The sequence below is a fragment of the Demequina iriomotensis genome (genome assembly GCF_000971395.1).
GTDB lineage: Bacteria > Actinomycetota > Actinomycetes > Actinomycetales > Demequinaceae > Demequina > Demequina iriomotensis.
Genome location: NZ_BBME01000012.1, coordinates 181,388 through 198,461, shown reverse-complemented (window position 1 = coordinate 198,461; position 17,074 = coordinate 181,388). Strand labels below are relative to the sequence as shown.

The 17,074-nt window shown below is 71.3% G+C and carries 18 protein-coding genes; 12 read left to right on the top strand and 6 right to left on the bottom strand.

The features are described from left to right. Positions 1 to 4: 4 nt before the first annotated feature. Positions 5 to 1,738 carry an ABC transporter ATP-binding protein gene (locus AOM09_RS07745; protein ID WP_062386409.1) on the top strand — a complete coding sequence of 578 codons (1,734 nt, stop codon included), beginning with the start codon at positions 5 to 7 and terminating at the stop codon, positions 1,736 to 1,738. After that, complete coding sequence (locus AOM09_RS07740; RefSeq protein WP_082098942.1) at positions 1,735 to 3,705, top strand: ABC transporter ATP-binding protein; 1,971 nt, start codon at positions 1,735 to 1,737, stop codon at positions 3,703 to 3,705. Before AOM09_RS07745 ends, AOM09_RS07740 begins: the two co-directional genes overlap by 4 nt. Before the next feature lie 226 nt (positions 3,706 to 3,931). Here the strand turns inward: AOM09_RS07740 and AOM09_RS07735 are convergent, their stop codons facing one another. The 3 genes from AOM09_RS07735 to AOM09_RS07725 are packed head-to-tail and all read right to left on the bottom strand — an operon-like array spanning position 3,932 to position 5,786. Further along, positions 3,932 to 4,975, bottom strand: coding sequence for a TIGR00341 family protein (locus tag AOM09_RS07735; RefSeq protein ID WP_062386406.1), 1,044 nt, complete (start codon positions 4,973 to 4,975; stop codon positions 3,932 to 3,934). Then, positions 4,972 to 5,343, bottom strand: a complete 372-nt coding sequence (locus tag AOM09_RS07730) for an SHOCT domain-containing protein (RefSeq protein WP_369346058.1) — start codon at positions 5,341 to 5,343, stop codon at positions 4,972 to 4,974. Before AOM09_RS07730 ends, AOM09_RS07735 begins: the two co-directional genes overlap by 4 nt. 14 nt (positions 5,344 to 5,357) lie before the next feature. After that, positions 5,358 to 5,786, bottom strand: a complete 429-nt coding sequence (locus AOM09_RS07725) for a DUF6325 family protein (RefSeq protein ID WP_062386399.1) — start codon at positions 5,784 to 5,786, stop codon at positions 5,358 to 5,360. Between the two features lie 310 nt (positions 5,787 to 6,096). On the opposite strand from AOM09_RS07725, the gene rho reads away from it, so the two are divergent. Further along, positions 6,097 to 7,941 carry a transcription termination factor Rho gene (rho, locus tag AOM09_RS07720; RefSeq protein WP_228375085.1) on the top strand — a complete coding sequence of 615 codons (1,845 nt, stop codon included), beginning with the start codon at positions 6,097 to 6,099 and terminating at the stop codon, positions 7,939 to 7,941. Positions 7,942 to 8,033: 92 nt separating this feature from the next. Here the strand turns inward: rho and AOM09_RS07715 are convergent, their stop codons facing one another. From AOM09_RS07715 to AOM09_RS07705, 3 genes are all read right to left on the bottom strand, one after another. Further along, a complete protein-coding gene (locus tag AOM09_RS07715; RefSeq protein ID WP_228375084.1) occupies positions 8,034 to 8,525 on the bottom strand; it encodes an RNA polymerase sigma factor in 492 nt (163 codons plus the stop codon). Next, a complete protein-coding gene (locus tag AOM09_RS07710; protein ID WP_062386388.1) occupies positions 8,522 to 9,220 on the bottom strand; it encodes a hypothetical protein in 699 nt (232 codons plus the stop codon). Before AOM09_RS07710 ends, AOM09_RS07715 begins: the two co-directional genes overlap by 4 nt. Positions 9,221 to 9,337: 117 nt before the next feature. Further along, positions 9,338 to 10,261, bottom strand: coding sequence for a DUF559 domain-containing protein (locus AOM09_RS07705; protein ID WP_156162288.1), 924 nt, complete (start codon positions 10,259 to 10,261; stop codon positions 9,338 to 9,340). A 511-nt stretch (positions 10,262 to 10,772) separates the two neighbouring features. Here AOM09_RS07705 and rpmE point away from each other — a divergent pair. From rpmE to AOM09_RS07660, 9 genes are all read left to right on the top strand, one after another. Beyond that, positions 10,773 to 10,982, top strand: a complete 210-nt coding sequence (gene rpmE, locus AOM09_RS07700) for a 50S ribosomal protein L31 (protein ID WP_062386383.1) — start codon at positions 10,773 to 10,775, stop codon at positions 10,980 to 10,982. Positions 10,983 to 11,004: 22 nt separating this feature from the next. Continuing rightward, the gene (gene prfA, locus AOM09_RS07695; RefSeq protein WP_062386380.1) at positions 11,005 to 12,087 is read left to right on the top strand and encodes a peptide chain release factor 1; all 1,083 of its coding nucleotides are present in this window, start codon (positions 11,005 to 11,007) and stop codon (positions 12,085 to 12,087) included. A gap of 25 nt (positions 12,088 to 12,112) precedes the next feature. Next, complete coding sequence (gene prmC / locus AOM09_RS07690) at positions 12,113 to 13,003, top strand: peptide chain release factor N(5)-glutamine methyltransferase (RefSeq protein ID WP_062386377.1); 891 nt, start codon at positions 12,113 to 12,115, stop codon at positions 13,001 to 13,003. Positions 13,004 to 13,018: 15 nt separating this feature from the next. Continuing rightward, positions 13,019 to 13,666 carry an L-threonylcarbamoyladenylate synthase gene (locus tag AOM09_RS07685; RefSeq protein WP_156162297.1) on the top strand — a complete coding sequence of 216 codons (648 nt, stop codon included), beginning with the start codon at positions 13,019 to 13,021 and terminating at the stop codon, positions 13,664 to 13,666. Then, positions 13,663 to 14,886: an MraY family glycosyltransferase gene (locus tag AOM09_RS07680; protein ID WP_082098941.1), complete on the top strand. Its 1,224-nt coding sequence runs from the start codon at positions 13,663 to 13,665 to the stop codon at positions 14,884 to 14,886. Before AOM09_RS07685 ends, AOM09_RS07680 begins: the two co-directional genes overlap by 4 nt. Further along, positions 14,883 to 15,290 carry a Cg1360 family ATP-synthase-associated protein gene (locus AOM09_RS07675; RefSeq protein ID WP_062386373.1) on the top strand — a complete coding sequence of 136 codons (408 nt, stop codon included), beginning with the start codon at positions 14,883 to 14,885 and terminating at the stop codon, positions 15,288 to 15,290. Before AOM09_RS07680 ends, AOM09_RS07675 begins: the two co-directional genes overlap by 4 nt. An 86-nt stretch (positions 15,291 to 15,376) precedes the next feature. Then, the gene (atpB, locus tag AOM09_RS07670; protein ID WP_369346055.1) at positions 15,377 to 16,228 is read left to right on the top strand and encodes a F0F1 ATP synthase subunit A; all 852 of its coding nucleotides are present in this window, start codon (positions 15,377 to 15,379) and stop codon (positions 16,226 to 16,228) included. 50 nt (positions 16,229 to 16,278) lie between these two features. Beyond that, positions 16,279 to 16,509 (top strand): ATP synthase F0 subunit C, encoded by a 231-nt coding sequence (locus AOM09_RS07665; RefSeq protein WP_062312262.1) that lies wholly within the window; start codon positions 16,279 to 16,281, stop codon positions 16,507 to 16,509. Continuing rightward, the gene (locus AOM09_RS07660; protein WP_062386369.1) at positions 16,509 to 17,072 is read left to right on the top strand and encodes a F0F1 ATP synthase subunit B; all 564 of its coding nucleotides are present in this window, start codon (positions 16,509 to 16,511) and stop codon (positions 17,070 to 17,072) included. Before AOM09_RS07665 ends, AOM09_RS07660 begins: the two co-directional genes overlap by 1 nt. The last annotated feature ends 2 nt before the right edge of the window (positions 17,073 to 17,074 follow it).

Here is a 17,074-nt window from a genome sequence, read left to right as displayed (position 1 = left end):
CCCTATGCTCTGGAGGCTCCTCGTCTCCTCGGTCCGACCGTACTGGCGGCTGCTCGTCGGAGTGGTCGTCTTCCAGTGCGCGCAGGCCATCGTCAACCTGTACCTGCCGACGCTCAACGCGGACATCATCGACAAGGGCGTCGCCACCGGCGACACGGACTACATCTGGCGCATGGGCGGCTGGATGCTCGCGCTGTCGCTGCTCGGCCTCGTGTGCACCATCGCGGCCGTGTACTTCGGCGCCAAGCTCGCGATGCGGGTCGGCCGCGACCTGCGGCGGGACGTCTTCGGCCGGGTCGCCACCTACTCGGAGGCCGAGGTCCAGCGCTTCGGCGCGCCGTCGCTCATCACCCGCACCACCAACGACGTGCAGCAGGTGCAGATGCTCGTGGTGATGACGTGCACGATGTTCATGACCACGCCGTTCACCCTCATCGGCGGCATCGCGCTCGCGATCGACCAGGACCCCGAGCTCAGCTGGATCATGGCGGTCGCGATCCCGGCGCTCATCATCATCGTGCTCCTCATCGTGTGGCGCATGGTGCCGCACTTCCGGCGCATGCAGGTCCGCATCGACGGCATCAACCGCGTGCTGCGCGAGCAGCTCACGGGCATCCGCGTGGTGCGCGCGTTCGTGCGCGAGCCCGTCGAGGAGGCGCGCTTCGCCGACGCCAACGCGCTCGTCACGGAGTCGGCGCTCAAGGCCGGCCGCCTCATGGCCGCGATGTTCCCCCTCGTGCTGTTCGTCGTGAACGCCGGGTCGGCGGCGGTCATCTGGTTCGGCGGCTACCGCATCGACTCGGGCGAGATGCAGGTGGGCGCGCTCACCGCGTTCCTCAGCTACCTCGCCCAGATCCTCTTCTCGGTCGTCATGGCCACCTTCCTGTTCGTGCTCGTGCCCCGCGCCGCGGTCGCCGCCGATCGCATCGGCGAGGTCCTCAGCACCGAGAGCACGGTGCGGGGGGACGATGCGGCGGCCCAGGTCCCCTCGACCGGCGAGGTGGTCTTCGACAAGGTGACCTTCACGTACCCGGGTGCCGAGCAGCCGGTGCTGTCGGACATCTCGTTCACCGCGCGGCGCGGCACCACCACCGCGATCATCGGGTCGACGGGCGCGGGCAAGACCACGCTCATCAGCCTCATCCCGCGCCTCCACGACGTGACCGCGGGGTCGGTGACCGTCGGCGGGCTCGACGTCCGCAGGGCGGACCTCGAGTCCCTGTGGTCCCGCATCGGCCTGGTGCCCCAGCGCCCGTACCTGTTCGCCGGCACCGTGGGCTCCAACCTCCGCTACGGGCGCGAGGAGGCGACGGACCAGGAGCTGTGGGAGGCGCTCGCGATCGCGCAGGGCGAGGACTTCGTCCGCGCGATGCCCGACGGGCTCGACACCCCGGTGGCCCAGGGCGGCACCACAGTCTCGGGCGGGCAGCGCCAGCGGCTCAGCATCGCGCGCGCCCTCGTGCGCCAGCCCGACGTCCTGATCTTCGACGACTCGTTCTCGGCGCTCGATACCGCGACCGACGCGCGCCTGCGGGCCGCGCTCGACCGCGAGGTCACCGACGCGACCGTGATCGTCGTGGCGCAGCGCGTCTCGAGCATCGTCGACGCGGACCTCATCCTCGTGATGGAGGACGGGCGCATCGTCGACCGCGGCACCCATGCCCAGCTGCTCGAGACCTCGCCCACCTACCAGGAGATCGTCAGTACCCAGCTGCGAGCCGAGGAGGTGGCCGGATGAGCGACAACGCCACCGAGACGAAGCGGGACGCCCCGCGCCCGCCTCAGCGCCAGCACGGCCCCGGCGGCCCCGGCATGGGGGCGCCCGGCGAGAAGGCCGGCAACTTCGCCGAGTCCGGCAAGCGCCTCGCGGGGCTGCTCAAGCCCGAGATCCTGCTCGTCGTGGTCGTCGCGATCCTCGGCGTCGGCTCCGTCGCGCTGTCCGTCGTGGGTCCCAAGATCCTCGGCAACGCGACCACCGTCATCTTCGAGGGCTTCCTCGCGGTAGGCGTCGACTTCCCGAAGCTCCACGGCATCCTGCTCTGGGTGGTCGTCATCTACATCGGCTCCACCGTGCTGGGCCTGCTCCAGGGCTTCATCCTCAACGGCGTGACCCAGCGCACGATGTACCGGCTGCGGCAGGAGGTCGAGGACAAGATCCACCGGCTGCCGCTCAGCTACTTCGACCGTCACCAGCGCGGTGACCTGCTCAGCCGCGTCACCAACGACATCGACAACATCGCGCAGACCTTCCAGCAGACGCTGAGCCAGATCTTCACGTCGGTGCTCACCGTGATCGGCATCCTCATCATGATGTTCTCGATCTCGTGGGGGCTCGCGCTCGTCGCGCTCATCTCGATCCCGCTCACCACGGTGATCGTCGCGCTGGTCGCGAAGCGGTCGCAGCCCAAGTTCGTCGCGCAGTGGAAGCACACGGGCGACCTCAACTCGCAGATCGAGGAGGCCTACACCGGGCACACGCTCGTCAAGGTCTTCGGCCGCGGCCGCGAGTCGCGCGAGGAGTTCGCGCGCAAGAACGAGGAGCTCTACGAGGCGAGCTTCGGCGCGCAGTTCATCTCGGGGATCATCATGCCGTCGGCGATGTTCATCGGGAACCTCGTGTACGTGGCGATCGCGGTCGTCGGCGGGCTCCGGGTCGCGAACGGCACGATGACGCTCGGCGACGTCCAGGCCTTCATCCAGTACTCCCGGCAGTTCCAGCAGCCCGTGAGCCAGCTCGGCTCGATGGCGAACCTGCTGCAGTCGGGCGTGGCGAGCGCCGAGCGCGTGTTCGAGCTGCTCGACGCCGAGGAGCAGGGCGCCGATCCGGAGCCGGCCCAGAGCCCCACGGACGACCACGGGCGGCTCGTGTTCGAAGACGTCTCCTTCCGCTACGTCGAGGACAAGCCGCTCATCGACAACCTCGACCTGGTGGTCGAGCCGGGCCGCACGGTCGCGATCGTGGGACCCACGGGCGCGGGCAAGACCACGCTCGTCAACCTGGTCATGCGGTTCTACGAGCTCACGAGCGGTCGCATCACGCTCGACGGCACGGACACCGCCGCGATGACCCGCGCGGACCTGCGCTCCCGCACGGGCATGGTGCTCCAGGACACGTGGCTGTTCGGCGGCACCATCCGCGACAACATCGCGTACGGCCGCACGGACGCGACGGAGGAGGAGATCCTCGCCGCCGCCAAGGCCGCGTACGTCGACCGGTTCGTGCACTCGCTGCCCGACGGCTACGACACGGTCCTCGACGACGACGCGACCAACCTCTCGGCGGGCGAGCGCCAGCTGGTCACCATCGCGCGTGCGTTCGTCGCCCAGCCGCAGGTGCTCATCCTCGACGAGGCGACCTCGTCGGTGGACACCCGCACCGAGCTGCTGGTCCAGCGCGCCATGGCGGACCTGCGCAAGGACCGCACCGCGTTCGTCATCGCGCACCGCCTGTCGACCATCCGCGACGCCGACCTCATCCTGGTGATGGAGAACGGCAGCATCGTCGAGCAGGGGAACCACGAGCAGCTCCTCAGGGCCAAGGGCGCGTACGCACGGCTCTACGAGGCCCAGTTCGCGGCGCCCCTTGAGGACGTCGAGCCGCCGATCGACCCGGTCGACCCGACCACGGGCGAGCTCGCGACGGTGTTCGACGACCCGTCGGTGCCGCACCCGGAGGGTCCCGCGCACGCGGGCGAGCAGGTCTGACCGGTCCCGAAGCGAAGGGGACGATGCGCGGGTACCGTACCCGGGCATCGTCCCCTTCGTGCATCCCGGGAGCGCGACGCCGCGATCCCGCCCGACCCCGCCCGCCCCCGCCCGACCCCCTCTGACACCTGCAACGGAGTTGGTCCCGGGTTGTCGGCGTGTCGCACCGTTTTCACCGTCGCGCCACGGGGTGTCGACGTGAAATCCGTTGCAACTGTCAGCGTGGTCAGCTCGTTGGGGCGTCGAGGTGCTCGGCGTCGAACGTGTACGTGGGCACCAGCTCGACCTCGATGAGCGACGTGTCCAGGCCATCGGCGGCCATGGCGTCGTAGACCTGACCCATGTCGGGCAGGGGCGGCTCGCCCTTGACGATGACGTGGATCCTCCCGCCCTCGCGCGGGGTGATCGACACGAGATCCCAGCGGGTGCCCTCGGTCGCCTCGTCGACGAACGTCGTGACGCGGCCCATGCGCGAGCGCGACTCGATGGTCTGCGCGGTCGAGTAGGCGAGGGGCACGGCGACGACGAGCAGCAGCACGATGGTCGTGAGGTAGGCGCGGGCGCGACGGCGTCGCTCCGCCTCCTTGTCCTCCGCGAGCTCGATGCGCACGTTGGCGAAGCCGTAGATCGCCATCACCACGGAGCCGGTCGCGAGGATCGCCGCGACGTTGGTGAGGAAGAGCAGCAGCGCTCCCGCGGCCTGGGACCACGCGCCCGACTCCATCGTGAGGCCCACGACCGTGAGGGGCGGCACCAGGGAGATCGCGATCGCCACACCCGGCAGGGTGTCCGAGATGTCGGAGCGCAGCAGCGCGATCGAGCCGACCACCCCGGTGGCGAGCGCGGCGAGGAGGTCGACCACCCCCGGGGACACGCGGCCAGCCACCTGGCCGTTGGTCGCCGCGGTGATGGGCTGGATGACGATGAGCCCGATGACGAACCCCACGCCGATGGCCGCCGCCGCGCCCGCGACCATGGTCGACACCGACCGCACGAGGTTGCGGTGGTCGCCCAGCACGGTCGAGAGCATGGTGCCCTGGATGGGACGCATGAGGGGCGCGACGATCATGGCGCCGATGACGGTCGCCGTGGAGTCGGCGACCACGCCAGCGGTCGCGATCACCGACGCGAGGATGAGCAGCAGCCAGAAGCGCGTGTACTGCGCCCGCACGCGCGAGCCGTCGAACAGCACGGCCTCGCGCATGTAGTCGACGGAGTTGAGCCTGGCCCCCCACCGCGACTCGCGCGGGGTCGACGCGGTTCCGTTCAACCGAGGAGCTTCGCCTTGGCCGCCGCGAACTCCGCGTCGGACAGGATGCCCGCCTCCTTCATCTGCGCGAGCTTCTGCAGCTCGGCCATGAGGTCGCCGCCGCCGGCGGCCGGGGCGGCGGCGACCTGCGGCGCCTGCTGGAGCTGCGCGAGTTCCGCCTGCATCGCCGCCATCTGGGCCTGCGACTGCTGCTGCTGGTAGGCCTGCTGCTCGACCGCGTACTGCTCGGCCTGCGCCTGCTGCTCCTTGGCGGCCCACCGCTGGTTCTGGCGCCGCGACACGTTGCCGCCCACCGCCTGCGCGGTGCCGGCGATGACCGCCGTCCGCGCCATCGTGCCGATGAGTCCCGGCCGTCCCATCCTGCGCATCGTCCCTCTCCTCCCTACGCCTCGGCGCGGACCGCGTCGAGGACCTCCTGCACCACGGGCCCCGGCACGCGCACGGTGTCGAGCAGCTCGCCGCCCGCGGCCATGATCGCGTCGCGGAGCGGCACCACCCAGGTGTGCTCGAAGCACAGGATCGCCGCGACCGCGCCCGGCGGCAGCTGCTCAGCGAGGGTCTCGGCGTCCTCGTCGTTGAGCAGGCCGTCGTAGCGGTCGATGAGGTCGCCGAGCGCCGTGACGTCCGCGTCCTCGGTCAGCTGCTCGACCTCGATGATCTCGACATCGCCGTCCTCGCCCTTGCGCACGATCACGGCGTCGACGATCGCGATCGTGCCGGCGTCGACGAGGCTCTTGATCTCCGGGAGGATGGAGCCGTCGAAGCGCCCCTCCGCGAAGCCGATGGTGACGATCTCGACGGGTCCGATCATGGCGCTCTCCTTCGGTCGACCGGCGCGCGGGCGGCGCCCCCTTCCGCAGGCTAGGCCGGTGCGCGGCAGTCGGCAACAGGAAGGATCGCGACGGCGCGCCGATCACGTACACGCGCGCTCACCAGGGGTGATTGTGTCGCGGAGGCGCGCGATGGTAACCTGGTCGCGCTTCCACCGGAAGGCGCACGTCGCCCCGGGGAGCGCAATCCATGTTGCAGGCGTCTGACGATGATGTCTTGGTCAGCCGTACCCACGTGGATGATCTCGCACTTCTGGAGCCACAGGGGCTCGTGCGATGAAGGGAACTTACGTGACAGACACGACCGTGGCGCCCGACCAGACCGCCACCCTCTCCGCGATGAAGCTCGCCCAGCTTCAGGCGCTCGCCGCCGAGCTCGGCGTCTCCGGAACCGCGCGCATGCGCAAGAAGGACCTGGTCGAGGCGATCAAGAACGGCGGGGTGGTGCCGGCGAAGGAGCAGGCGTCCGCGCCCGCCGCCGACAAGCCCGCCGACAAGGCCGCTCCGGCCGAGGCCCCCGCCGAGAAGGCCGAGGCGCCCCGGGCGCCGCGCGCCGCGCGCGGCTCGCGCCGTGCATCGTCCCCGCAGTCCGCGCCGCAGGCCGCCGAGGCGACCGCGCCGGCCGACGAGGACGCCGCGACGCGTGCGCGTCGCGCCAAGGAGGCCGTGGCGCTCGATCTCGCCCTCGGCACGGAGCGCTCGGGCGACCGCCCGCAGCGCGACGGCGACGACGACCGCGCCCGCCGGGCGAAGGAGGCCGTCAGCCTCGACCTTCCCCGCGGCGATCGCGAGCAGGGCGAGGACGCCGACGCCGACGAGCAGGGCGGCCAGCGTCAGCAGGGCCGTCAGCAGCAGGGCCAGGCGCTCGATGACGACGAGCGCGGCGGCCGCCGTCGCCGCGGCCGTGGCCGTGGCCGCGGGCGCGGGCGTGACGGCGTCGAGCCCACCGTCCAGACCCCGCAGCACGACGAGGACGACGTCCGGGACGACGAGGAGCTGACCCCGGTCGGCGGCATCGTCGACATCCTCGACAACTACGCGTTCATCCGCACCACCGGCTACCTGCCCGGCAAGTCGGACGTGTACGTGTCGATGAACCAGATCAAGAAGTACGGCCTGCGCAAGGGCGACGCGATCACCGGCACCGTGCGCCCGCCCCGCCCCGGCGAGCGCGGTCAGCGCCAGAAGTTCAACGCCCTCGCGGGCGTCGACAAGGTCAACGGCCTCGCGGCCGACGAGGCCCGCAACCGGCCCGCGTTCGGCGACCTCACGCCGCTGTACCCGCAGCAGCGCCTGCACCTCGAGACCGAGCCGCGCAACATGACCAACCGCGTCATCGACCTCGTGGCGCCGATCGGCAAGGGCCAGCGCGGCCTCATCGTGTCTCCGCCGAAGGCCGGCAAGACCCTGGTGCTGCAGTCGATCGCGAACGCGATCGTCACCAACAACCCCGAGGTCCACCTCATGGTCGTGCTCGTCGACGAGCGCCCCGAGGAGGTCACCGACATGCAGCGCACGGTCAAGGGCGAGGTCATCGCCTCGACCTTCGACCGCCCCGCCGACGACCACACCACGGTCGCCGAGCTCGCGATCGAGCGTGCCAAGCGCCTGGTCGAGATGGGCCACGACGTGGTGGTGCTGCTCGACTCGATCACCCGCCTGGGCCGTGCCTACAACATCTCCGCGCCCGCCTCGGGACGCATCCTCTCGGGCGGTGTCGACTCGTCGGCGCTGTACCCGCCCAAGCGCTTCTTCGGCGCCGCGCGCAACATCGAGAACGGCGGCTCGCTCACCATCCTCGCGACCGCGCTGGTGGAGACGGGATCGAAGGCCGACGAGGTGATCTTCGAGGAGTTCAAGGGCACCGGCAACATGGAGCTCAAGCTCTCGCGCACGCTCGCCGACCGCCGCATCTTCCCGGCCGTCGACGTCAACGCGTCGGGCACGCGCCGCGAGGAGATCCTCATGGGCGCGGACGAGCTCAAGATCATGTGGAAGCTGCGCCGCGTCCTCACGGGTCTCGAGCAGCAGCAGGCCATCGAGCTGCTCCTGGGCCGCCTCAAGGAGAACAAGACCAACGCTGAGTTCCTCATGCAGGTCGCCAAGACCACGCCGGGGATGGACGAGGAGAAGTAGCGCCTCCCACCCCCGCCGCCTCAGCGCCCCGTGAGGTGCTCAGCGCCCGAACCGTATCGGATCGGGCGCCGAGCACCTCGCGGGGCGTCGTGCTAGGCGCGGGCGGACGATGCGAGGGCGGCCTCGAGCGTCGCTCTCGCCTTGGCATAGCGCGAGCGGGCGGTGGAGGGGTTGGTCCCGACCACCGCGGCGGCGTCCGCGAGGGACAGCCCCTCCCAGTGGACCAGCTCGACGAGCTCGCGCTGGGGCTCCGGCAGACCGGCGATCGCGGCACGCACGTCCAGCGCGAGCGCGTCGTCGGGCTCGGTCGGGATCGGCGCGAGCGCGGCGACGCGCTCCGCGAGGCGGAACCGACGTGCCTCGTCCCTCCGGTGGCCGCGGAGGCGCATGCGCGCGACGCCGAACAGCCACGGCCGCAGCTGGTCCGTCGCCGAGGGCGCGTCGTCCCTGCGCCGCCATGCCACCAGCATGGTCTCGCCGAGCAGGTCGGCCGCCGCGTCGGGGGACCGGCGCTGCAGGTAGCGCAGCAGGTCCCCGCCGTGCTCGCGCATGGCCTCGGAGAGACGGCGGTCCGCGGCGCTCACGCGCCCGCCTCGCATGCGGTCTCGGGGGTCACGAGCGCCATCGCGTCGATGCCCTGGGCCGTGAGCCCGTCAAGGACGATGCGCATCGACGCGTGGAGGAAGACCTCGTTCCCCACACCGGGTGGGACCACGCCGAGCTCGTCGTCGGGGAGGCCGCCGCGTCCCGCGGGGACGTCCATCTCCGCGACCGCGGCGTAGGCCGCATCGATCCATCCCGCCCACGTGTCCCTGTCCGCCATGGCCTGCAGGTCCGCGTCGCCGTCGTACCGCGAGAGGAACTCGCCGCGCACGGCGCCGCCGTCGAGCTCGAGCAGGCGCTCCGAGTCGGCCAGAGCGGTCGCGATCGCGGCGACCTGCGCATCGTCCAGCCCGATGCCCGTGAGGCGCTCGACGCAGGTGGTGCCGTCGGGGAGCGTGGTGAGCCACTCGATGCGGACGGCCTCGGCCTCGGCGTCGTCGGTCAGCTGCCCCCAGGCGTCGGAGCTCAGCGCTCCCGTCGCGTACGCGGTCGCACCGCCGACGCCGACGATCGCGGCCGCCGCGCCGGCCCAGAGCGCGCGCCGTCGCCGTCGGCGCGGGGGCGCCGAGAGGCCGCGCGCCTCGTCGACGAGCGCGGCGAGCACTGCCTCGAGCGCGGGTCCCTCCGGCGTGGACGGAGGCGCGGAGCGCGCGAGGAGGTCGTCGATGTCGTTCATCCGTGGTGCCTTCATACCCCCTCATGCCGGAAGCGCCCGTGAACGTCCACGGTGATGTCGCGCCCATCCTGCGAGGTGTTGAGTGCCCGATTCGCGCCGCAATGAGCACTGAGCACCTCATGGCGCGCCGAGGCGGCTCGCCACCACCGCGAGCAGGCGCTCGCGGCACCACGCGGGCCGCTCCGTGACGTCGGTCCAGCCGAAGCCCACGACCGCGTATCCGGCGGCAGCGAGGTCGGTCCGTCGCTCACGGTCCGCGTTGCGGGCCTCGCGGGTCGAGTGGTAGCGGTCGCCGTCGAGCTCGACCGCGACCTTGGCACGACGATGCAGCATGTCGGGGACTGCCCGGCGGCTCGGGAGTACGAGAGGGACCTGCCACTCGAAGTCGCGGAAGCGTGCGCCCGCGAAGGTCTCGTGCCTGGCCCTGACCTCGAGCGGTGTGGTCGCTCCTTCCGCGAACCAGCCCAGCACCCGCTCGAGGTCCCGGCGCCCGGCCACGCGTGCCGTGCGCTCGAGCTCACCCCGGAGCTGGCGCCACGTGCACACGCGTCTCCACAGCGGTTCCCAAAGGACGTCGCGTCGGTCGATCTGCGGCGCGTGGCGCCACGCATCCAGGAGCGCCCGCGGCATCGGGACGCTCGCGACGCCGCTCGCGTCGATCGTCGATCGGCTCGGGCCGCACTGGTGCAGCCGGACCCAGGCCGGCACCGCGAGCCGCTGGCCATGCGGGACGACGAGGTCGATGCGGTCGGGTGCGGGCAGGGATCGGTCGTACAGGTGAAGAGCGGTCGCGCCTGTCACCACGCCGCGGGGTTGCCACAGGTGCAGCGCCTCGGCGCGCACCACCAGGTCACGCGCGTAAGCGGCGCCGCAGTACACCCCCGTGAGCAGGCGCACCACGAGGCGGTCGCGGGTCGCGTTGTCCAACTGGCGCCGAGACCACCGACGCACCAGCTGGTCGCGGGGGTAGGCGTGCGGGCTCGAGGCGAGGAAGCCCGCGAGCGTCGCCGGGGGTGGAGGAGGGTCGGACGGCAGTCGCATGCCATCAGTAGACGCATGGGCGTCCCCTACCGTCGACGGCATGACGGGATCTGTGGAAGGCGGCGGGTCCACCGGGTGCTGTGGAGACCGGGGCGCTCGGTGCGGGTTGGCGTGCGACGCGGGACCGCGACCGGTGCCGTCGCGCTGAGGTGCTGTCGCCGGGTGATCGCCCCGCGAGGTGCTCAGTGCTCGAATCGCGCCGCAATGAGCACTGAGCACCTCGCAGCGCGCGGAGGGCGTGGGGCGGCGCGCCGAGGGCGTGGGGCGAGGCGCCGAGCGCGTGGGGCGGGGCGCCGAGGGCGTGGGGCGAGGCGCCGAGCGCGTTGGTGGCATGGAGCGTGGTTGCGTGAGCGCATCCGACGGGCGACGATGCGGCAGGACCTGGGACGCGAAGGCCCGCTTGACAGGCATGGCACAATTGTCTGTTGGCCCCGCCTGCGGACGGGGTCCCAGGTTGCCGGTTCACCTGCGCGAGAGACGTGCGGGACCCGGTGGCGAACTAAGGGAGATCATGAAGAAGGACATCCACCCCGAGTACGTGACCACCACTGTCACGTGCACCTGCGGTAACACGTTCGAGACCAAGTCCACCGTGACGTCCGGCGCGATCAGCGTCGAGGTCTGCTCGGCTTGCCACCCGTTCTACACGGGCAAGCAGAAGATCATGGACACCGGTGGCCGCGTGGCGCGCTTCGAGCGCCGCTACGGCAACAAGAAGTAACCCGCTTCACCCGCGCGACGACGTGGCCGAAGCCTTCGCAGCCGTTCAGCCGATGCTGGACGAGTACGCCGACATCGAGCGACAGCTCGCCGACCCCGCGGTGCATGCCGACGGGGCGCGGGCGCGCACGCTCGGGCGTCGCTTCGCGGAGCTCGGCCGCGTCGTCGCCGCGCATCGTGCCTGGGAGAGCGCCCAGAACGATCTCGAGGCCGCCCGGGAGCTGGCGGACCTCGACCCCGAGATGGCCGAGGAGATCCCGGCCCTCGAGGGCGCCGTCGAGGAGGCCACCGAGCACCTCCGGCGCATCCTCATCCCGCGCGATCCCGACGATGCGCGCGACGTGATCCTCGAGATCAAGTCCGGTGAGGGCGGCGAGGAGTCCGCGCTGTTCGCGGGCGACCTGCTGAAGATGTACCTCAAGTTCGCGGAGACCAAGGGCTGGAAGGCCGAGGTCCTCGAGGCCGTGCACACCGACATGGGCGGGTACAAGGACGTGTCCGTCGCCGTGAAGGCGCGCGGCACGGTCGAGCCCGAGGACGGCGTGTGGGCCCAGCTCAAGTACGAGGGCGGGGTGCACCGCGTGCAGCGCGTTCCCGCCACCGAGTCGCAGGGCCGCATCCACACCTCGGCCGCAGGCGTGCTGGTGTACCCGGAGGTCGAGGAGGTCTCCGAGATCGAGATCGACATGAACGAGGTGCGCGTCGACGTGTACCGCTCGTCGGGCCCCGGCGGCCAGTCGGTCAACACCACGGACTCCGCGGTGCGCCTCACGCACCTCCCCACGGGCATCGTGGTGAGCTGCCAGAACGAGAAGAGCCAGCTCCAGAACAAGGAGTCCGCGCTGCGCATCCTGCGCGCCCGCCTGCTCGCCGCGCAGAAGGAGGCCGCCGAGGCCGAGGCCCAGGACATGCGCAAGTCGCAGATCCATACGGTCGACCGCTCGGAGCGCATCCGCACGTACAACTTCCCCGAGAACCGCATCGCGGACCACCGCACGGGGTACAAGGCGTACAACCTCGACCACGTGCTCGCGGGGGACCTCCAGCCCGTCATCCAGTCCGCGATCGATGCGGACGAGGCGGCCCGGCTCTCGGCCTCCGAGTAACCGACCGACGCCGTAGACTCCGACCGTGCCCACCGTAGGCGCGCGCCTGCGCGACACCACCCGACGCCTCGCCGAGGCCGGCGTCCCCTCGCCGCAGCACGATGCGATCGTGCTGATCGCGCACACGCTCGGCCTCGAGCCGAGCTACATCCGCACCGCCGCCGCGCGCGACGACGAGTGGCCCGACGGCGCCGACCTCGACCTCCTCGAGGCGCGCGTGACGCGCCGCGTGGACCGCGAGCCGCTCCAGCACATCACCGGCAAGGCGTACTTCCGCTCGCTCGAGCTGCAGGTGGGCCCCGGAGTCTTCGTCCCGCGCCCCGAGACCGAGGTGGTCGCGGGCGTCGCGATCGCCGCGGCCCGTGAGGCGCTCGAGATGCGCGGCTCGGTGCGCGTCACCGACCTGTGCGCCGGCTCCGGCGCGCTCGGCATCTCGATCGCCACCGAGATCCCCGAGGCCGAGGTCGCGATGGTCGAGGCGAGCGAGGAGGCGCTGGTCTACCTGCGCCTCAACGCGCGCGCCCAGCCCGCGGACGTCCGCAGCCGGCTGCGCTCGGTCTACGGCGACGCGCGCAACTGCCTGCGCCAGTTCGACTCGTGCGCCGATGTGGTGGTCACCAACCCGCCGTACGTCCCGACCGCCGCCGTGCCCCGCGATCCCGAGGTCGCCGAGCACGACCCGCCGCAGGCGCTGTACGGCCTGGGGGACGACGGGCTCGACGTGCCGCGCGCGATCCTCGACGAGGCGCAGCGGCTGCTGCGCGTGGGCGGCGTCGTGGTGATGGAGCACGGGGACGAGCAGGGCCCGGCGCTGCGCGCCTACGCCGAGTCCTCCGAGTGGTGGTCCGACGTCCGCACGCTCACCGATCTCACGGGACGCGACCGCATGCTCGTCGCGACGCGCGTGGGCGTCTGAGAGACTGGCCGCGTGATCCTGCCCGTCCACGACCCCGCCACCTGGGGGCCGTCGCTCGACGCCGCCGTCGACGCGGTCAACCGCGGCGCCGTCATCTGCCTGCCCACCGACACCGTCTACGGCGTGGGGGCCGACGCCTTCAGCCCGCCGGCCGTGGCCGGCCTGCTCGCCGCCAAGGGGCGCGGGCGCCAGATGCCGCCGCCCGTGCTCATCCCGAACGCGCGGACCGTCGACGGACTCGCGCGCGAGGTGCCCGACTCGGCGCGCCTGCTCATGGACGCGTGCTGGCCCGGCGCCCTCACCGTCATCGTCAACGCGCAGCTGTCCCTCGCCTGGGACCTGGGCGACACGCACGGCACCGTCGCGCTCCGGGTCCCGGACCACGCGGCCGCGCTCGCGCTCCTCGCGCGCACCGGCCCGCTCGCGGTCACGAGCGCCAACCGGACCGGCGAACCCGCCGCGACCACGGCGGACGATGCGCGGGTCCAGCTGGGCGACGCGGTCGCCGTCTACCTCGACGCGGGTGACAGCCCGCTCGGGGTCGCCTCCACCATCGTCGACGCGACGGGCGACAGGCTGCGCATCGTCCGCCAGGGTGGGATCTCCCGCGAGCGCATCGTCGAGATCGTGGGGGAGGACGCCGTCGCAGGTGACGCCGGGTGAAGGTCTACCTGACGCTCATGGCGATCGCGGCGCTCGTGGCCTACGTCGCGACGCCGGCGGCGCGTCACCTCGCCTTCCGCGTCGGAGCCATCACCGCGGTCCGTGCGCGTGACGTCCACACCACCCCGATCCCGCGCCTCGGCGGGGTGGCGATCTTCCTGGGGATCGCGACGGCCGTCACGGTCGCCTCCGCCATCCCGTTCCTCTCCCCGGTGTTCGACGCGGGGCGCGAGGCGTGGGCGGTGCTGGGCGGCGCGGCGATCGTGTGCGCGCTCGGCATGATCGACGACATCTGGGACCTCGACTGGATGGCGAAGCTCGCCGGCCAGTTCCTCGCGGGGGTGGTGGTCGCGTCGGGCGGCGTGCAGCTGGTCACGGTGCCCATCGCCGGCGTCACCATCGGCAGCTCGTACGTGTCGCTCATCGCCACGGTGTTCGTCGTGGTGATCGCGATGAACGCCGTCAACTTCGTCGACGGGCTCGACGGCCTCGCCGCGGGCATGATCGCGATCGGCGGCCTCGCGTTCTTCACGTACTCGTACATGCTCGCGCGCTCGGCCTCGCCGGGGGACTACTCCTCGCTCGCGACGATCGTGGTCGCGGTCCTGGTGGGGGCGTGCCTGGGCTTCCTGCCGCACAACGTGCATCCCGCGCGCATCTTCATGGGCGACTCGGGCGCCATGGTGCTGGGCCTCATGCTCGCCGCCGCCGCGATCATCGTCACCGGGCAGATCGACCCCGCCGTGGTCTCGGAGCGCGAACGCGTGCCCGCCTTCATCCCGATCCTGCTGCCGATCATGGTGCTCGCGGTCCCGCTGGTCGACATGACGGCCGCCGTGGTCAGACGCACGGCGCGCGGCGACTCCCCGTTCGCGCCGGACAAGCACCACCTCCACCACCTGCTGCTGCGGCGCGGGCACTCGCACCGCTGGGCCGTCACGGTGCTCTACATCTGGACCGGCGTGCTGTCGTTCGGCACCGTGTCCGTGGTGTTCCTGCCGCCGGGAGGCGCGATCGCGGTCACGGCCGCGGGCATCGTCGCGGCGGCGGCCATCACCTTCTCGCCGCGGCTCGCGCGGTTCTTCTCGCGGCAGTGGCGACGGCTCGGTCACGCGATCTTCGCGCTCCAGCGCGTCACGCCCGAGGGCCGCCATGCCGCCGAGGCGCGGGAGGACCACCCGGCCGCCGCATCGTCCCCGACCAAGGAGAACGAGTCATGACCGCCGAGGAGGCGCTCTACCGCCGGGCCATCCGGCTCACCACCGTCATCGTCGTGGCGATCGGCGCCATCGGCGCGGGCGTAGCGTGGGCGCTCGCCGGCACCGCCGGCGCCGTCGCGGCGCTCGTGGGCGCGGCCGTCGCAGCGCTCGGCGCCATCCCGACGCAGGCCGCGATGCTGGTCGGGCACCGCAAGCCGCCGCACGTCATGGCGGGCATCGTGGCGTTCTCGTGGCTGGGCAAGATGCTGGTCATCATCATCGCCCTGCTGGTGCTCCAGGGGGTCGAATCGTTCCATCGCGGGGCATTCGCGGCGACCGCCGTGACGGGCATCGTGGCATCGCTGGTGGTGGACGTCGCCACGTTGCGCAAAGCTCGCATTCCGTACGCCGATCCGGGTACATAGTCCCCGGTCGGATGCGTTAGGCTAGCGGCCAGTCAACGGCGCCGGACACTGGTCCGCGCCCAAGAAGCCATCGCACAGGAGACTTCGTGGGGAACCTACTGGCCGCGGTCGTCAGCGCTGAAGCCGCCGACTCGGGAGAGTCCAAGAGCTACATCCAGCAGATGTTCAGCTCGGACGGCTTCCACGCCCCGTCCATCGCGGAGTTCTTCCCGCCCGCCATCTTCGGCGACGGCACCATCTACGAGTTCAACCGCATCATGCTCATCCGCGTGATCGCGGCGGTCGCGCTCATCACGATCTTCTGGATCGTCGCCGCGCGCGCCAAGGTGGTCCCGGGCCGCTTCCAGGGCGCGATCGAGTTCATGCTCGACTTCGTCAAGGACCAGATCGTCGAGCCCGTCATGGGGCACGAGGGCAAGCGGTTCCTGCCGTTCCTCACGACGCTGTTCCTCGCGATCGTGTTCTTCAACATCACGGGTGTGATCCCGTTCCTCAACATCGCGAGCACGTCGCTCATCGGCCTGCCGCTGTTCATGGCGTTCTGGGTCTACCTGCTCTACCTGGGCCAGGGCGTCAAGAAGCACGGGCTGGGCGGGTACCTCAAGAACTCGCTGTTCCCGCCGGGCGTGCCGAAGCCGATCTACATCCTGCTGACGCCGATCGAGTTCCTGCAGGTGTTCATCCTGCGCCCGGCGACGCTCGCGCTGCGACTCGCGGCGAACATGATCGCCGGCCACCTGCTGCTGGTGCTGTGCTTCGCGGCCACCCAGTACTTCTTCTTCGCCGCCGCCGGCGCCATGAAGGCGATGAGCGCGGTCACCTTCGCGGCCGGCTTCGGCTTCGTGCTGTTCGAGATCTTCGTCGCCCTCCTCCAGGCGTACGTCTTCACCATGCTCTCCGCCGTGTACCTGAACATGGCGCTGGAGGAGGAGCACTAACAAGCCTGCGGGGCCACGACCGGCCTCGTACCAACGGAAGGAAACACACAGTGGACACCACCACTCTTGCTGAGGTCTCCGGCAACGTCGCGACCATCGGCTACGGTCTCGCCGCCGTGGGCCCGGGCATCGGCCTCGGCATCCTGATCGGCAAGACCATCGAGGGCATGGCGCGCCAGCCTGAGGTCTCGGGCCAGCTGCGCACCACGATGTTCATCGGTGTCGCGTTCGTCGAGGTGCTCGCGCTCCTCGGTCTGATCACCGGCTTCCTCTTCACGTGATGATCGCTCAGACTCTGCTCGCAGCGGCGGAGGAGCACGGCGCGGAGACGACGCAGAACATCATCCTGCCCGAGCCGTACGACCTGCTGTGGTCGATCGTCATCTTCACCATCATCGTCGTGGTGTTCGTGAAGAAGATCCTCCCCACGCTGCAGAAGGTGCTCGACGAGCGCGCCGAGCTCATCCAGGGCGGCATCGAGAAGGCCGAGAAGGCTCAGGCCGAGGCCGCCGCCGCCCTCGAGGAGTACACGGCTCAGCTCACCGAGGCTCGCGCCGAGGCCGCACGCATCCGCGAGGACGCGCGCGTCGAGGCCGCCCAGATCCTCGCCGAGGCGCGTCGTCGTGCCGGCACGGACTCGGAGCGCATCGTCGAGACGGCCCAGCGCCAGATCGAGGCGGAGCGCCACCAGGCGGTCGTCTCGCTGCGCTCGGAGGTCGGCTCGCTGGCGACCGAGCTCGCGTCGCGCATCGTGGGCGAGTCGCTCGCCGACGACGCACGTCAGCAGCGCGTGATCGACAGCTTCCTCGACGACCTCGAGTCGACGGTCAAGGCGAAGGGCTAAGC